General features: G+C 70.7%; 12 protein-coding genes. 10 read left to right on the forward strand and 2 right to left on the reverse strand.

Features of this window, described 5'->3' with window-relative positions:
* Positions 1-37 precede the first annotated feature (37 nt).
* Both BIV01_RS02870 and BIV01_RS02875 read right to left on the reverse strand, forming a co-directional pair.
* Positions 38-1,927 (reverse strand): glycoside hydrolase family 15 protein, encoded by a 1,890-nt coding sequence (locus BIV01_RS02870; RefSeq protein WP_071294808.1) that lies wholly within the window; start codon positions 1,925-1,927, stop codon positions 38-40.
* Between the two features lie 55 nt (positions 1,928-1,982).
* Positions 1,983-3,047, reverse strand: a complete 1,065-nt coding sequence (locus BIV01_RS02875) for an App1 family protein (protein WP_071294809.1) — start codon at positions 3,045-3,047, stop codon at positions 1,983-1,985.
* A 112-nt stretch (positions 3,048-3,159) separates the two neighbouring features.
* On the opposite strand from BIV01_RS02875, the gene BIV01_RS02880 reads away from it, so the two are divergent.
* The 10 genes from BIV01_RS02880 to leuS all read left to right on the forward strand — a co-directional run bounded on the left by BIV01_RS02880 (position 3,160) and on the right by leuS (position 16,085).
* The gene (locus BIV01_RS02880) at positions 3,160-3,840 is read left to right on the forward strand and encodes a TetR/AcrR family transcriptional regulator (RefSeq protein WP_070418670.1); all 681 of its coding nucleotides are present in this window, start codon (positions 3,160-3,162) and stop codon (positions 3,838-3,840) included.
* A 179-nt stretch (positions 3,841-4,019) separates the two neighbouring features.
* Positions 4,020-4,889, forward strand: coding sequence for an ABC transporter ATP-binding protein (locus tag BIV01_RS02885; RefSeq protein ID WP_070418671.1), 870 nt, complete (start codon positions 4,020-4,022; stop codon positions 4,887-4,889).
* Positions 4,886-5,608, forward strand: a complete 723-nt coding sequence (locus tag BIV01_RS02890) for an ABC transporter permease (RefSeq protein WP_071301874.1) — start codon at positions 4,886-4,888, stop codon at positions 5,606-5,608. Before BIV01_RS02885 ends, BIV01_RS02890 begins: the two co-directional genes overlap by 4 nt.
* Positions 5,605-6,345 (forward strand): ABC transporter permease, encoded by a 741-nt coding sequence (locus BIV01_RS02895; RefSeq protein WP_071301875.1) that lies wholly within the window; start codon positions 5,605-5,607, stop codon positions 6,343-6,345. Before BIV01_RS02890 ends, BIV01_RS02895 begins: the two co-directional genes overlap by 4 nt.
* Positions 6,342-7,277: an ABC transporter substrate-binding protein gene (locus tag BIV01_RS02900; protein ID WP_070418674.1), complete on the forward strand. Its 936-nt coding sequence runs from the start codon at positions 6,342-6,344 to the stop codon at positions 7,275-7,277. The genes BIV01_RS02895 and BIV01_RS02900 overlap by 4 nt, the downstream gene beginning before the upstream one ends.
* A 268-nt stretch (positions 7,278-7,545) precedes the next feature.
* Entirely contained in the window at positions 7,546-8,958 is a 1,413-nt protein-coding gene (locus BIV01_RS02905) for a cytochrome ubiquinol oxidase subunit I (RefSeq protein WP_070418675.1), read from the forward strand.
* On the forward strand, positions 8,958-9,962 hold the full coding sequence (cydB, locus tag BIV01_RS02910) for a cytochrome d ubiquinol oxidase subunit II (protein ID WP_071301876.1): 1,005 nt from the start codon (positions 8,958-8,960) through the stop codon (positions 9,960-9,962). Before BIV01_RS02905 ends, cydB begins: the two co-directional genes overlap by 1 nt.
* 9 nt (positions 9,963-9,971) lie before the next feature.
* Positions 9,972-11,660 (forward strand): thiol reductant ABC exporter subunit CydD, encoded by a 1,689-nt coding sequence (cydD, locus tag BIV01_RS02915; protein ID WP_071301877.1) that lies wholly within the window; start codon positions 9,972-9,974, stop codon positions 11,658-11,660.
* The gene (gene cydC / locus BIV01_RS02920; RefSeq protein WP_083413730.1) at positions 11,657-13,405 is read left to right on the forward strand and encodes a thiol reductant ABC exporter subunit CydC; all 1,749 of its coding nucleotides are present in this window, start codon (positions 11,657-11,659) and stop codon (positions 13,403-13,405) included. Before cydD ends, cydC begins: the two co-directional genes overlap by 4 nt.
* Positions 13,406-13,472: 67 nt before the next feature.
* Positions 13,473-16,085 carry a leucine--tRNA ligase gene (leuS, locus tag BIV01_RS02925; RefSeq protein ID WP_402736829.1) on the forward strand — a complete coding sequence of 871 codons (2,613 nt, stop codon included), beginning with the start codon at positions 13,473-13,475 and terminating at the stop codon, positions 16,083-16,085.
* Positions 16,086-16,233 lie beyond the last annotated feature (148 nt).

The following is a 16,233-nucleotide window of genomic DNA, read 5'->3' on the forward strand; positions in this document are numbered from 1 at the left end:
CCGCGCCTCCCGTCCGTCTGCGGTCACGACCACCGCGTCAGGCGGGTGTGCCGGCCCGCTCGCCCTCTCCGGTCCACGACCGGGTGCCGCCGTCGTGCACGGCGAGTCGGGTCCGGTGGCCGGCCGCCGTGCCGCGTGCCCGCGCGATCGCGTCTGCGGCGGACACGAGCGTGAGGTGCGACAGCGCCTGCGGGGTGTTCCCGATGTGGTGGCCGGTCGCGACGTCGATCTCCTCGGAGAGCATGCCGACGTCGTTCGCGTACCCGACGAGCACGTCCATCAGCCGCTCGGCGTCCTCGACGCGCCCGGACGCGGCGTACTGCTCGACGAGCCAGAAGGAGCACGCGAGGAACGGGTGCTCGCTGCCGGAGAGCCCGTCGAAGCCGGACGAGGTGCGGTACCGGAGCACGAGGCCGTCGTCGCCGGTCCGGAGGTCCTGCTCGATCGCGGCGACGGTCCCGGTCATCCGCGGGTCACCGGGCTTCACGTAGCCGATCTGCGGCAGGACGAGCAGGCTCGCGTCGACCTCGTCGGTGTCGTAGTGCTGGCGGTAGCTGCCGCGCTCGGCGTTCCACCCGTGCTCCTCGATCTCGGCGCGCACCTCGGCGCGGAGGGTCCGCCAGCGGTCGACCGGGCCCTCGAGGCCGAACTCCTCGACGGCTGCGACGCCGCGGTCGAACGCGGCCCAGATCATCGCGCGCGAGTGCGTGAAGTGCCGACGGGGCCCGCGCATCTCCCAGATGCCGTTGTCGGGCTCCTGCCAGTGCTCCTCGACGTACCCGAGCAGGGCGCGCTGGAGTGCCCACGAGTCGGCGTTCTCCTCGACGCCGAGCTCGCGGGCGTCGTGGAGCGCGGCGAGGACCTCGCCGAAGACGTCCCCCTGGTACTGCGTGTAGGCGCCGTTGCCGATCCGGACCGGCGTGGAGCCCGCGTACCCGGGCAGGTTCGGCAGTTCGCGTTCGGGGAGCTCGCGCTCCCCGGCGATGCCGTACATGATCTGCACGTCGGCGGGGTCGCCGGCGATCGCGCGGAGGAGCCAGCCGCGCCAGTGCATCGCCTCGTCGCGGTACCCGTGCGCGATGAGGGACGCGAGGGCGAGCGAGGCGTCGCGGAGCCAGACGTAGCGGTAGTCCCAGTTGCGTTCGCCGCCGGGGTCCTCCGGCAGGCTGGTCGTCGCGGCCGCCACGACACCGCCGGTCTCGGCGTGGGTCATCGCACGGAGCAGGAGGAGCGACCGGCGGGCCGCCTCGGCGTACCGGCCCTCGGTCCGGGCGGTGGCCATCCAGTCCCGCCACCAGCGCACGGTGCGGTGCAGGGCCTCGTCGACGTCGAGGGGCTCCGGCGGCTCGCGGTGCGACGGGTACCAGGTGAGGACGGTGTCGAGCACGTCGCCGTCGTGCACGGTGGTGGTGGCGGTGTGCCGGTGGTCGTCGGCGCGGAAGCGGACGCCGCGGACGATCACGGACCCGGGTCCCGCCGTGGCCAGCAGTGCGGGGTCCTCGTCGCCGCCGATCTGCCGGACCCAGGGGAGTGCGAGGGCGTAGTCGAACCGGATGCGCAGCGTCTGTCGGAGCTCCACGCTGCCGCGGAGCCCCCGCACCCGCCGGACGATCGTCGCCCGGTGCGCACCGATCGGCATGAACTCGGTGACCTCGACCACGCCGGTGCTCGTCGTCCACACGGTCGCGAGCACGAGCGTGTCGTGGTCGTACCGGCGGGTGGCGGTCGCGTCCGGGTCCGTGGGGCGGAGGGTCCAGTGCCCGTGGTCCTCGGTGCCGAGGATCGAGGCGAAGGTCGACGGGCTGTCGAAGCGGGGCAGGCACGCCCAGTCGACGGTGCCGTCGCGCCCGACGAGCGCGGCGGTGTAGGTGTCGCCGATCAGCGCGTGGTCCTCGATGCGGTTGGTCGGTGTGTCAGCCGGGCTCATGGGCCGATCCAACCACCACCGACTCGGGAGGCCGGGGTGGTTGCTGAGGGATGGCTCAGGCCGGATCGTCCGGGTCGGCGCGGGTGATGCCGACCCGTGCCAGCTCGGACCACATGCCGGCGCCGTCCGGGGCGTAGACCCAGGGCGCCGAGGACTCGCGCGAGCGTTCCTGGGCGCGGGACCGCCCACCGGCGAGGACGGCCTCGCTCGTGGAGAGCTGGCGGATGGCGACGCCCGCGACGTTCTCGGGGTGCGCCCGGGCGAACTCGCCGTAGAGCGACTCGTCGTGCTGCCCGTCGTCGCCGACGAGGAGCCACTGCACGTGCGGGAAGTCCTGGGCGAGTCGTTCGAGGTTCTGCTGCTTGTGGAGTTGGCCGCTGCGGAAGAACCGGTCGTGCGTGGGACCCCAGTCGGTGAGCAGCAGGGTGCCGGAGGGGTAGAGGTTCCGGCTGAGGAAGCGCTGCAGCGTCGGCGCGACGTTCCAGGCGCCGGTGGAGAGGTAGACCGTCGGGGCACCGGGGTGCTGCGCGAGGACGCGTTCGTACAGCACCGACATGCCCGGGACGGGCCGGCGCCCGTGCTCCGTGAGCACGAAGGAGTTCCAGGCCGCGAGCATCGGGCGGGGGAGCGAGGTCACCATGACGGTGTCGTCGATGTCCGACAGCAGCCCGAAGCGCGTGTCCGGGTGCACGATGAAGACGTCGGCCTCGACGTCGCGCATGCCCCCGGCGGACAGCTTGATGGTGCGCCAGCCCGGCTCGAGGTCGATCGGCACGATGGTGTCGACCACGCCGCCGCGGTCGGACTGCACCACGTGCGAGGTCCCGCCGGCGGTGATCGTGACCTCGGCGTCGTCGACCGCGACGCTCGTGAAGCTCCGCCAGCCGCGCACACCGTAGAAGGAGGCGTCGGATGCGAGACCCCGACGCGTGAGGAGGACCCGGCAGAGGACGCGGACCCACCCGGGTGCGCCGTAGCCGGTGTACGGGATGACGGTCGGCACCAGCCCCCGGCGGCGCGCCCGGTGCTCGCGGAACTCCTGGACGGCGTCCTCGATGCGGGCCGCCCGGTGGAGGATCGGCTCGGCCAACGACGGCTCGTGGGGCGTCGGGTCGGGCATCGCCCCATCATTCCACGTCCGACCTGGCACACGTACGACCTCACACGTGTACTGGGAGAGTCGCAGCGATATTCCAGCCGGTCTCTGCGACAGTTGTGACCGTCACACCCACATGAGTCGCGCTGTCGGCGCAAGAGGAGAACACGTGCTCGTCACCGAGGTATCGAACGCACTGCCGGGGGGATCATCACTGCTCAGGAACGAGCCGGTCCAAGCCCGCAGTTCGGCGCGCCTCGCCGGCCTCCTCGACGCCGCGGCCGCGGTGATCGACGAGATCGGGTTCGAGCGCCTGACCACCGCGATGGTGGCCGAGCGGGCGGGGGCGTCCATCGGCACCGTCTACCGCTACTTCCCGGACCGCATCGCCGTGGTCGAGGCACTCGCGATCCGGAGCACCCAGCGCCTGGCCGAGCGGTTCATCACCGCCCTCGACACCAGCGAGGCGACGACCTGGCAGGCCGCCTGCGACGCGCTCATCGACGTCACCGCCGAGATGTACCGCACCGAGCCGGGGTTCCGGGCGATCCGCTTCGGCGACGCGGCGGACACCGGCACGGGCGACGCCGAGGACCGGATGGCGGCACTGGGGAGCGCCGTCGCCCACATCATGCACGAGCGGTTCGGCGTGCCGACGGGGGAGCGCATCGAGCGGACCTGGGTGGTCCTCGCCGAGTCGTCGCACGCCGTCCTCGCGCGGGCGCACCGTGACCCGGCGAACCCCGAGACCGCACTGATCGAGGAGTACCGGGCGATGAGTCGCGGGCACCTCGAAGCGGTGATCGCGGCCTCCTGACACGCCGAGCGGCAATCCGACGACGCCCGTCCTCCGAACAGGAGAGACGGGCGTCGTCGCGTCCGGACACTGCGCACGTGCTGTCCGGGACGCGACACACGCCGTCACGGCTGAACGGGTGTCACACCCGACGGGTACTCTCACTCGGAGTCGGGCTACCTCCGAACAGAAGGGCACCCATGATCGAGTTCCGCTCGGTGCGCAAGACCTACCCGGACGGCACCAACGCGGTCGACGACTTCAGCCTCGTCATCCCCTCGAGGACCACGACGGTCTTCGTCGGGTCGAGCGGCTGCGGCAAGACCACGCTGCTCCGGATGATCAACCGCATGGTCGACCCCAGCGCAGGTGCCGTCGAGATCGACGGGGAGGACGTCGCGGGCGTCGACCCGGTCAAGCTCCGTCGCAGCATCGGCTACGTGATGCAGAACGCCGGGCTGCTGCCGCACCGCAAGGTCGTCGACAACATCGCCACGGTGCCGCTGCTGACGGGGGTCCCGAAGGCCGACGCGCGCCAGCGTGCCCTCGAACTCATGGACACGGTCGGGCTCGACCGTGCCTTCGCGAACCGGTACCCCTCGCAGCTCTCCGGCGGACAGCAGCAGCGCGTCGGCGTCGCCCGCGGACTCGCGGTCGACCCGAACATCCTGCTCATGGACGAGCCCTTCGGTGCCGTCGACCCGCTCGTGCGGAACGACCTGCAGGACGAGCTCATCAGGCTGCAGCGCGAGCTCGGCAAGACCGTGGTGTTCGTCACGCACGACATCGACGAGGCCTTCAAGCTCGGCGACCAGGTCGTCATCCTCAAGAAGGGCGGCGAGATCGCCCAGCTCGGCACCCCCGCCGAGATCCTCGCCGAGCCCGCCGACGACTTCGTCGCGAACTTCATCGGCGCCGGTCGCGGCCGCCGTGCGCTCCGCGTCGAGCAGACGCCGACGGGGCCGATCGTCGTCGACGGTGAAGGACGTGCCGCCGGTGTGCTCACCGGTCCGGTGCAGGTCGTGGACGCGGCCGAGGCAGTGCCCCAGGAGCAGCGGGGCGACGCGTGAACTGGGTCCTCGGCAACACGGACACGATCAGCGACAACCTGATCGCGCACGTCTGGCTGGCGATCCCGCCGATCGTCATCAGCTTCCTGCTGTCCGTCCCGATCGGACTGCTCGTCTCGCGCCTGCGGAAGCGCAACGGCGTGGCCCGGGGGACAGCCTCGACGATCGTCGTCGTCGCGAGCCTCTTCTACACGATCCCGGCGCTGCCCCTCTTCCTGGTGCTGCCCGCGATCATCGGCACGAGCACCCTCGACCCGGTGAACGTCGTGATCGCGATGACCATCTTCGGCGTGGCCCTGATGGCCCGGTCCGCCGCCGACGCCATCGACGCGGTCGACCAGGACGTCGTGGGGGCGTCCGAGGCGCTCGGGTACTCGCCCGCACAGCGGTTCTTCAAGGTGGAGCTGCCGCTCGCCGGTCCGGTCCTCCTCGCGGGCATCCGGGTGGTGTCGGTGTCCACGATCAGCCTCATCACGGTCGGTGCGCTCATCGGCGTGCCGAACCTCGGGTTCCTGCTCACCGACGGCCTCAAGCGCGGCATCAGCGCCGAGATCCTCACCGGCATCGTCCTGACCATCGTGCTCGCGCTCGTGTTCGACGCGCTGCTCGTGGCCGCGGGTCGGCTCGCGATGCCGTGGACACGGGGGAGCGGCCGCAACGCCCGTGCCGTCCGACGCCGCGCCGCTGACGACGTCCGAGCGAACGAGGTCTCCGCGTGAACCTCTTCGCCCAGGGCATCGCCTGGATCTTCGACCCGGCGAACAACGTCGGGTCCGACGCCGTCGGAATCCGACTCTGGGAGCACGTGTGGATCACGTTGCTCACGGTCGCCATCGCCGTCGCGATCGCCGTGCCGGTCGGCCTGCTGATCGGGCACACCGGCAAGGGACGCTCGATCGCAGTGGGCGTCTCCGGCGGCATCCGTGCGCTGCCGACCCTCGGCGTGCTGACGCTGCTCGCACTCTCGATCGGCCTCGGACTCGGGGCCCCGCTCATCGCACTCGTCATCCTCGCGATCCCGTCGGTGCTCGCCGGCGCGTACTCCGGCGTCGAGGCGATCGACCGCGTCGTGATCGACGCCGCCAAGGCGCAGGGCATGACCGGGTGGCAGATCCTCGGCAAGGTCGAGATCCCGCTCGCCCTGCCGCTCATCGTCGGCGGCATCCGTGCCGCCGTGCTGCAGGTCGTCGCCACCGCGACCCTCGTCGGCTACATCAACGCCGGCGGACTCGGCGGCTACGCCTTCTCCGGCATCGCCAACTCGGACTACGCGGAGGTGCTCGGCGGTTCCCTCCTGGTGATCGCCCTCGCCATCGCGTTCGAGATCGTCTTCGCCGCGCTGCAGCGGCTCGCCGTCCCCGCGGGTGTCTCCGCCGGGTCGGCGCGTCTGTCGCGTCGGAGCACCCGCAGCTCAGCACCACGAGCATCAACCCCTGTGGAAGGAACCCACCCGTGATCACAGCAACGACCCGGCGTCTCGCCGCGACGATCGCCGTCGCGTCCGCGGCCGCCATCGCCCTCGCGGGCTGCTCGTCGAGCGACCCGCTCTCCTCCGGCTCCGGCGGTGGGGACTCCAAGACCATCGTCGTCGGCTCGCAGGCGTACCCGTCGAACGAGATCATCGCCGAGCTCTACGCGCAGGAGCTCGAGCACGAGGGCTTCACCGTCACCAAGAAGCTCAACATCGGTCAGCGCAAGGCGTACTGGCCCGAGGTCGCGAAGGGGAGCATCAACGTCTTCCCGGAGTACAACGGCAACCTGCTCAACTACCTCCTGCAGGAGGACGGCAAGTCCACCACGACCGAGACGACGACGGACGGCATCAACACCGCACTGAAGTCGGCACTGCCGTCGGACGTCAAGGCGCTGCCGTCGGCCGACGCCTCGGACGCCGACACCTACACGGTGACCCAGGCGACGGCGGACAAGTACGGCTTGAAGTCGATCGCCGACCTCTCGAAGATCGGCGGGACGATCTCGATCGCCGCCAACCCGGAGTTCGCCACCGCCGCCTACGGTCCGAAGGGCCTCAAGGAGAAGTACGGCATCACCGGCGAGGTCAACCAGCAGAACGACTCCGGTGGCCCGCTCACGATCAAGGCGATCCAGGACGGTGACTCGCAGGTCGCGGACATCTACTCCGCCAGCGCCTCGATCAAGACCGAGAAGCTCGTCACGCTCGAGGACCCGGAGCACCTCGTGCCGGCGAACAACGTGACCCCGATCGTGTCGAAGGACCTCGACTCGAAGGCCGCGGACGCCATCGAGAAGGTGAACAAGCTCCTCACGACCGACGCGCTCATCGAGCTCAACCGTCAGAACTCGGTGGACCAGAAGTCGGCGGCCTCGGTCGCCAAGGCGTTCCTGCAGGACAACGACCTGCTGTAGCACTCAGTCAGCACAAAACGACAGGTGTCGGGCAACTGCCCGGCACCTGTCGTCGTTCCGAGATCTGGTACCCGCACCGTTGTTCCGCGCGGTTGTGCCGTGCAATCCCGCTGCACATCCGTGCACTGAGGGTTCTACAACTTGTCGAACCATGTGGCCGCGAGGTAACGTGTTCGTGTCCCAACGGTTGTGACAGCAGAAGTTCCCCTCCACAGGAAGCAACTGACGTGCACCAACAGCGCGCGGCGAACCGGCTCGGAAACGCCGCATGAACGACATCCTCGATCCGCTCCTCCTGTCGCGGTGGCAGTTCGGTCTGACGACGATCTACCACTTCCTCTTCGTCCCGTTGACGATCGGCATGGCCGTCGTCGTGGCCGTGTTCCAGACGGCCTGGTACCGGACGGGGCGCGCGCACTACCTCCAGCTGACCCGGTTCTTCGGGCGCATCTTCCTCATCAACTTCGCGATGGGCGTCGTGACGGGGATCGTGCAGGAGTTCCAGTTCGGCATGAACTGGTCGAACTACTCCCGGTTCGTCGGTGACGTGTTCGGCGCCCCGCTCGCGCTCGAGGGCATCCTCGCGTTCTTCTTCGAGGCGGCGTTCATCGGCATCTGGATCTTCGGGTGGGACCGCCTGCCGAAGGGCCTGCACCTCGCGAGCATCTGGTGCGTCAGCGCCGGCACGATCATGTCGGCGTACTTCATCATCGCCGCGAACGCGTTCATGCAGCACCCGGTCGGCTTCTCCATGAACGAGGCCAAGGGGCGTGCGGAGCTCACGGACATCTGGGCCGTGCTCGGCAACAAGGTCGCGCTGGCCGCCTTCCCGCACACTCTGTTCGCGTGCTTCATGGTCGCCGCCGCGGTGATCATCTCTGTCGCCGCGTACCACCTGGCGCGCAACCAGAACCTCGAGACGATGATGCCGGCGCTGAAGTTCGGCATGTGGACGATGCTGGCCGCGGGGGCGCTCACGGTGCTCACCGGCGACCAGCTCGGCCTCACGATGGTCGACACCCAGCCGATGAAGATGGCCGCTGCCGAGGCGCTGTACAACACCGCCACCGGCAAGGACGCCTCGTTCTCGATCTTCACGCTCGGCACCCCGGACGGCGTGCACGAGCTGTTCTCGATCCGTGTGCCGTACCTGCTCTCGTTCCTGTCGACGCACACCTTCAACGGCACGGTCGAGGGCATCAACGACCTCCAGGCGCAGTACTCGCAGGTCTACGGCCCCGGCGACTACAAGCCGATCATCTGGGTGACCTACTGGTCGTTCCGCTGGATGATCGCGCTCGGTGTCGGCGCGGTGCTGGTCTCGCTCGTCGGGCTCTGGCTGACCCGCAAGGGCCGGTTCCCGACCCAGCGGTGGGTCTGGCGCATCGCCACCTGGACCGTCCCGCTGCCGATGGCCGCGATGATCGTCGGCTGGATCTTCACCGAGATGGGCCGCCAGCCGTGGCTCGTGTTCGGGTTGCTCAAGACGAGTGACGGCGTCTCGCCGAACGTCACCGGGGTCGAGGTCCTCATCTCGCTCATCGTCTTCACGCTCATCTACGGCTCCCTGGCGGTGGTCGAGTTCCGGCTCATCAAGAAGGTCGCGCAAGAGGGCCCCGCCGCCCCGGCGGAGGTCGACGAGGAGACCGGCGAGGTCAAGCACGAAGTGACGGTCTACTGATGGATCTCCCCGTTCTCTGGTTCGCGATCGTCGGCGTCTTCTTCGTCGGCTACTTCGTCCTCGACGGCTTCGACTTCGGTGTCGGCATGTCCCTGCCGTTCCTCGGCAAGGACGACACCGACCGTCGGGTCCTGATCAACACGATCGGCCCGGTGTGGGACCTCAACGAGACCTGGGTCATCGTCGCGGGCGCCTGCCTGTTCGCGGCGTTCCCCGAGTGGTACGCCACGATGTTCTCCGGGTTCTACCTGGCGCTCCTGCTCATCCTCGCGGCGCTCATCGCCCGCGGCGTCTCGTTCGAGTACCGGCACCAGAACAAGCACCTCGAGTGGAAGCGCCGGTTCGACCTCATGATCATCGTCGGCAGCGCGGTGCCGTCGTTCCTCTGGGGCGTCGCGTTCGGCAACGTGGTCCGGGGCATCCCGATGGACGCCGGCCACAACTACACCGGCACGGTGTTCGACCTGCTCAACCCCTTCGCGCTGCTCACCGGCGTGGCGACGCTGCTGGTGTTCTTCACGCACGGCGTCGTCTTCGTCGCGCTGAAGACCGAGGGTGAGATCCGTGCGCGTGCGAAGCGCCTCGCGACCCGGGCGGGCGTGCTGACGATCGTCGTCGGCGCAGCGTTCCTGGTCTGGATGGCCTTCGTGCGGTCCACCCCGACGTCGATCGTCCTGTCGGTCGTCGCCGCGCTCGCCCTGGTCCTCGCGGTGCTCTGCAACGCCTGGGGCAAGGAGGGCCGGGCGTTCACGCTCATGGCGGTCACCATCGCCGCGATCGTCCTGGCGATGTTCACGGCGATCTTCCCGGACGTCATGCCCGCGACGAACGACCCGGCGAACAGCCTGAACGTCTACAACGCCTCGAGCGGCTCGTACACGCTCACGGTGATGAGCTGGGTGGCATTGATCTTCGTGCCCCTCGTGTTCGCCTACCAGGCGTGGACCTACTGGATCTTCCGCAAGCGCGTGTCCCGGGCCCACGTGACCCAGGCCGCGCACTAGGCGGCGACGGTGAAGCCGCTCGACCCGCGCCTGCTGCGGCTGTCGCGGACGGCCCGTGGCTTCATCGTCGCGGCCGCCGGCACCGGTGTCCTCCGCACGCTCGCGACCATCGCGATCGCGTGGGGGATCGCCGCGGCGGTGACCCTCGGCGTGGACGCCGTCCGTGACGGCAGCGTCCCGGACGCGTTCACCCCGGCGCTCGCGCTCCTCGGCGCGGCGTTCGTCGTCCGGGCCGTGGCCGCCTGGGCCACCGACGACCTCGCCGCACGTGCGGCGGCGAAGGTGAAGAGCGAGCTGCGCGCGACCGTCCTGGCCCGGGCGGCCGAGCGCGGACCGTCGTGGCTCGCCGAGCGCTCGAGTGCGGCCTTCGCGACCACGCTCGGCCCCGGGCTGGACGCCCTCGACACCTACTTCGGCCGGTACCTGCCGCAGCTGGCCCTCACCGCGATCGCCACGCCGATGCTCGTCGTCGCGATCGGGCTCGGCGACCTGACCAGCGGCCTGATCGTGCTCTGCGCCCTGCCGGTGATCCCGGTGTTCATGATCCTCATCGGCCTCGCGACGCAGGCGCTCCAGCGGAAGCAGTCGGACGCGCTCGCGAAGCTCGGCGGTGCCTTCACCGAGGCGGTCGAGGGGCTGGCGACGCTCAAGGTCTTCGGCCGTGCGCGGCGCCAGGTCCGACGCATCGGCACCGTCACCGACGAGTACCGCCGTGGCACCGTCGGGGTCCTGCGGCTGTCGTTCGTGAGCGGGTTCGCGCTCGAGCTCGCCGCGAGCCTGTCCGTCGCGCTCGTCGCGGTGTCGATCGGCATCCGACTCGTCGACGGCTCGCTCGGGCTCGGCGCCGCGATGTTCGTGCTCGTCCTCGCTCCGGAGGCCTTCGCCCCGATCCGCCAGGTCGGCGCCGACTTCCACGCGGCACAGGACGGCGTCGAGGCCTCGACCGCCGTGCTCGATGTCCTCGACGACACCACGGCGCCCGCGGCACGTCCCGGAGCCGTCCCCGCCGCCGACCACCTGGTGCTGGACCGACTCACCGTGCGCCGTCCCGACGTCGTGATCGGTCCGCTCGACCTCCGCGCCGGACCGGGCACGGTCGTCGTCCTGGCCGGCCCGAGCGGCTCCGGCAAGTCCAGTCTCATCGCCGCGGTCCGCGGTGCCCTGCCCCACGACGGCACGGTGACCGTGCCGGGCCCCGACGGCAGCACGGTCGCCGAGCGCACGACCTGGGCCGACCAGCGCCCACGACTCGTCCGCGGCACGATCGCCGAGAACGTCGCGCTCAGCGCGACCCCCGACGAGCCAGCGGTCCGCACCGCCCTGGGCGAGGCGGGGCTGGGACTCGACCCGCGCCTCCAGGTCGGTTCCGGCGGCAGCGGCCTGTCCGGCGGCCAGGCGCAGCGCGTCGCGGTGGCGCGCGCCCTGTACCGCGCAAGGCGGACGGGGACGCAGCTCGTGCTGCTCGACGAGCCGACTTCCGCGCTGGACGCCGACGCCGAGGCGCACGTCGTCCGCACGCTCCGCCGCCTCGCCGACGACGGGGCCGTCGTCGTGGTCGCGAGCCACCGGCCCGCGGTCGTCGCGACGGCGGACGTCCGCGTCGACGTGCGGCCGGACGGCGCGGTCGCGGTCACCCGTGTCGACGGGCGACCTGGTGGCGCGGTCGCGGTCACCAGCACGGACGGGGTGCGGGCATGACCCGGGAGGCGCGAGGGGCCCACGACGCCGGTTCCGGTCCGACGCGCCAGCGGCGGGGCGGCCGTGCCGGCGGGGACGCCTCCGTCCTGCGGCTCGCGATGCCGCACGGGGCCGGTTGGGCCAAGGCGGTCACGGCCGGTGCGCTCAGTGCGGTCTGCGCCGTGGCGCTCCTCGCCGCGAGCGGGTACCTCATCACGCGTGCGGCCGAGCACCCGCCGATCCTCTACCTGACGCTCGTGATGGTGGGTGTCCGCGCGTTCGCGCTCGGCCGTGCGGCGCTCCGGTACGTGGACCGCCTCGCCGGACACGACGCCTCGTTCCGGCAGCTCGCGGTCGTGCGCACCGAGATGTACCGCCGACTGTCGTCGATCGCTCCGGCGGGACTCGGCTCCACCGGTCGCGGCGACCTCCTCACGCGGCTCGTCACCGACACCGACCGGCTGCAGGACCTGCCCATCCGCGTCGTCGGTCCGCTCGTGTCCGCCGGCGTGGCCGCGCTGCTCTCCGTCGTCGCGGTCGCGTTCGTGTCGGTGCCAGCGGCGCTCGTGCTGCTCGTCGCCCTCGCCGTGGCCGCGCTGCTCGGGTCGGTCGTCACCCTCTCGATCGCACGGCGCTCCGACGAGCAGACGGCCGCGGAACGCGGGCACGTCGCCGACCTCGTGCTCGACACGGTGCGGACGCTCGACGTCTTCGCCGCATACGGCACGCTCGACGAACGGCTCGACCACATCGCCCGGCTCGACGCCCGGGTGACCGCGGCCGTGCGGCGCCGGGGGACGATCGAGTCACTCGTCGGGGCCCTGGTCGGTCTCGTCGGCGGTGGCGCGGTCATCGGGATCCTGGCCGTCGGCGCCCCCGCGGTCGTCACCGGCGCGCTCGACGGACCGCTCTGGGCCCTCGCCGTGTTCGTGCCGCTCGCCCTGTTCGAGGTCGTCGGCGGGGTCCCGCTCGCGGTGCTGACGCTGCGCCGGGTCCGAGCCGCGGCCGACCGGGTGGAGCGGGTCGTCCCGGCGGAGGTGCCGGCCGGCATCGTCCCGGAGCCGGACGCGGACGCCGATCCCGCTTCGCTCGTGGTCGACGGGCCCGTCGCCGTCTCGCTGCGCGACGTGACGGTGCGCTGGCCCGGTGCCGCGGCGGCCGCCGTCGACCGGGTGTCGATGGACCTCCGACCCGGCGAGGTCGTCGTGCTCGAGGGACCGAGCGGCGCGGGCAAGTCGACGCTCGTGGACGCGCTCGTCCGGTTCGTCGACCACGAGGGCTCGTACACGCTCGACGGGGTCGAGGCGAAGGACATGCACCCCGACGCCGTCCGCGCCCGCGTCGGGCTGATCGAGCAGGACCCGTTCGTGTTCGACCAGTCCGTGCGGCAGAACCTGCTGTTCGCCCGCGACACCGCGACCGACGAGGACCTGCTCGCCGTGCTCGACCGGGTCGGGCTCGGGTCGTGGGTGCAGCGACGCGGTGGACTCGACGCGGGCGTGGGGGAGCGCGGTGCCCTGGTGTCCGGCGGGCAGGCGCACCGGCTCGCGCTCGCCCGGGCGCTCCTGCACGCGTTCCCGGTGCTCGTGCTTGACGAGCCCACGGCCGACATCGACCCCGACCTCGGCGACACCGTGCTGCGCGACCTCGTCGGGGCCGCGCGGCAGGACGGCAGGACGGTCGTCGTCGTGTCGCACGTGCCGGTGGCGGCGGACCTCGTCGACCGGACGCTGCGGATGCGCGACGGGCGGCTCGCGGCGGTGTGAGCCGAGCACCTGCCGGTGGTGGGTCGACTCCGGTGCGGTGATCCGTTCCTCCAGGCTTATATCCTTGATGACCGGAGCGCGTCCGACGGACGTGATCCGTGCCTCCAGACTGAATGAGAGTTCCGTGACCACCGAGCCGTACCCCGAGGACCCGAACGCCTACGACTTCCGTCGTCTGCAGGAGAAGTGGCAGCCGCGCTGGGAGGAGCTCGGGCTCTTCACGACCGACCTCGACGACACGCGTCCGCGGAAGTACATCCTCGAGATGTTCCCGTACCCGTCCGGCGACCTGCACATGGGGCACGCCGAGAACTGGGCGCTCGGCGACTTCGTGGCGCGGTACTGGCGGCAGCAGGGCTTCAACGTGCTGCACCCGATCGGCTGGGACTCGTTCGGGCTGCCGGCCGAGAACGCGGCGATCAAGCGCGGGGTCGACCCGAAGGACTGGACCTACGCGAACATCGAGCAGCAGAAGGCGTCGTTCAAGCGCTACGCGCCGTCGTTCGACTGGACCACCGAGATCCACACCTCGGACCCCGAGTACTACAAGTGGAACCAGTGGCTGTTCCTGAAGATGTACGAGAAGGGGCTGGCCTACCGCAAGGACAGCTGGGTCAACTGGGACCCGGTGGACCAGACCGTCCTCGCGAACGAGCAGGTGCTGCCGGACGGCACCTCGGACCGATCCGGTGCCGTCGTCGTCAAGAAGAAGCTGACGCAGTGGTACTTCAAGATCACCGAGTACGCGGACCGGCTGCTCGACGACCTCAACCAGCTCGAGGGCCGGTGGCCGGCGAAGGTCATCGCGCAGCAGCGGAACTGGATCGGGCGCTCGGTCGGTGCGGACGTCGACTTCGTGATCGAAGGCCGCGACGAGCCCGTCACGGTGTTCACCACGCGTCCGGACACGATCCACGGGGTGACGTTCCTCGTGGTGGCGCCGGACTCGGACCTGGCTGCTGCACTGGTGGCTGACGGATCCGTGTCGGACGACGTCCGGGCTGCGTTCGACGCGTACCTCGTCGCCACGCAGAAGACGTCGGAGATCGACCGGCAGAACGCCGACCGTCCGAAGACCGGTGTGCCGCTCGGTCGCTTCGCGATCCATCCACTGACGGGGGAGCGCCTGCCGATCTGGGCCGCCGACTACGTGCTGGCCGACTACGGCCACGGTGCGGTCATGGCGGTCCCGGCGCACGACCAGCGCGACCTCGACTTCGCGCGGGCGTTCGACCTGCCGGTGAAGGTCGTCGTCGACACGAACGCCGCGGTGACCGGGGCGATCCCGGTGATCCCCGAGGGTGCCTCGCTCGAGGACCTGCCCGCGCTCGACCCGGTGTCGACGGGTGAGGCCCTGACCGGCACCGGTCGGATGATCAACTCCGGCCCGCTCGACGGCATGTCCAAGCAGCACGCGATCACCGCGGCGATCTCCCTGCTCGAGGAGCGCGGCACCGGACGTGCCGCCAAGACCTACCGTCTTCGCGACTGGCTCATCTCGCGCCAGCGCTTCTGGGGCACCCCGATCCCGATCATCCACGGTGCCGACGGCACCGAGCACCCGGTGCCGATGGACCAGCTGCCCGTCCGGCTGCCCGACACCGAGGGGCTCGACCTCAAGCCGAAGGGCACCTCGCCGCTCGGTGGCGCGACCGACTGGGTGAACGTGCCGAACCCGGTGGACGGCACCCCCGCGCTCCGCGACACCGACACGATGGACACCTTCGTCGACTCGTCGTGGTACTTCCTGCGCTTCCTGGCGGCGAACGACGACACGCAGGCGTTCGACCCCGCCGTCGCACGCAAGTGGGCCCCGGTCGACCAGTACATCGGCGGCATCGAGCACGCGATCCTGCACCTGCTGTACGCGCGCTTCGTGACCAAGGTGCTGTTCGACCTCGGCTACCTCGACTTCACCGAGCCGTTCTCGGCGCTGCTCAACCAGGGCATGGTGCTGTCCGGCGGCTCGAAGATGTCGAAGTCGAAGGGCGGCGTCTCGCTCGGCGACGAGCTCGACGCGAACGGTGTCGACGCGATCCGCCTGGTGATGGGCTTCGCCGGGCCTCCAGAGGACGACATCAACTGGGAGGACGTCTCCCCGTCCGCCTCGGCCCGCTTCCTCGCCCGTGCCTACCGGCTGGCGCTCGACGTCACGTCGTCGCCGGACGTCGTGTGGGCGGACGGCGACCGCGCCCTGCGGCAGGTCACGCACCGGTTCCTGGCCGATGCGCCGGGAATGATGGAGTCGTTCAAGTTCAACGTCGTGATCGCCCGGCTCATGGACCTGGTGAACGTCACCCGCAAGGCGATCGACAACGGTCCGGGCGCGGCTGACCCCGCCGTCCGCGAGGCCGTCGAGACCATCGCGCTCGGCCTGAGCGTCTTCGCGCCGTACACCGGCGAGGAGATGTGGGAGAAGCTGGGCTACGAGGCCACCGTCGCCACGTACGGCTGGCGGAAGGCCGACCCGACGCTGCTCGTGCAGGAGTCGCTGACCGCGGTCGTGCAGGTCAACGGCAAGGTGCGGGACTCGTTCGAGGTGTCGAAGTCGATCGAGCCGTCGGAGCTCGAGGCGCTCGCTCGGGCGTCGGCGAACGTCCAGCGGTACATCGGGGACCGCGAGATCGTGAAGGTGATCGTGCGGGCGCCGAAGCTCGTGAACATCGCGATCAAGGGGTAGCGCGCCGTTCGTCCTCCACAGGTTGGGCGGGCGGACGGTCGTCCACCGATCGTCGTTGCGGGGTCCGGCCGGGTGGTCGGGCTCCGTAGCGTGCGGGCATGTCGTCTGGTGATGGTGGAGCCACGGGGCCGTCCGGCGGGGCTGGGGC

Source organism: Curtobacterium sp. MCBA15_013, from assembly GCF_001865095.1.
Lineage (GTDB): Bacteria > Actinomycetota > Actinomycetes > Actinomycetales > Microbacteriaceae > Curtobacterium.

What these genes read in the sequence shown, in the direction of transcription:
- BIV01_RS02870 (WP_071294808.1), bottom strand. Translation starts at nt 1,927, where the DNA reads ATGAGCCCGGCTGACACACCGACCAACCGCATCGAGGACCACGCGCTG.
- BIV01_RS02875 (WP_071294809.1), bottom strand. Translation starts at nt 3,047, where the DNA reads ATGCCCGACCCGACGCCCCACGAGCCGTCGTTGGCCGAGCCGATCCTC.
- BIV01_RS02880 (WP_070418670.1), top strand. Translation starts at nt 3,160, where the DNA reads ATGAGTCGCGCTGTCGGCGCAAGAGGAGAACACGTGCTCGTCACCGAG.
- BIV01_RS02885 (WP_070418671.1), top strand. Translation starts at nt 4,020, where the DNA reads ATGATCGAGTTCCGCTCGGTGCGCAAGACCTACCCGGACGGCACCAAC.
- BIV01_RS02905 (WP_070418675.1), top strand. Translation starts at nt 7,546, where the DNA reads ATGAACGACATCCTCGATCCGCTCCTCCTGTCGCGGTGGCAGTTCGGT.
- cydB (WP_071301876.1), top strand. Translation starts at nt 8,958, where the DNA reads ATGGATCTCCCCGTTCTCTGGTTCGCGATCGTCGGCGTCTTCTTCGTC.
- cydC (WP_083413730.1), top strand. Translation starts at nt 11,657, where the DNA reads ATGACCCGGGAGGCGCGAGGGGCCCACGACGCCGGTTCCGGTCCGACG.
- leuS (WP_402736829.1), top strand. Translation starts at nt 13,473, where the DNA reads ATGACCGGAGCGCGTCCGACGGACGTGATCCGTGCCTCCAGACTGAAT.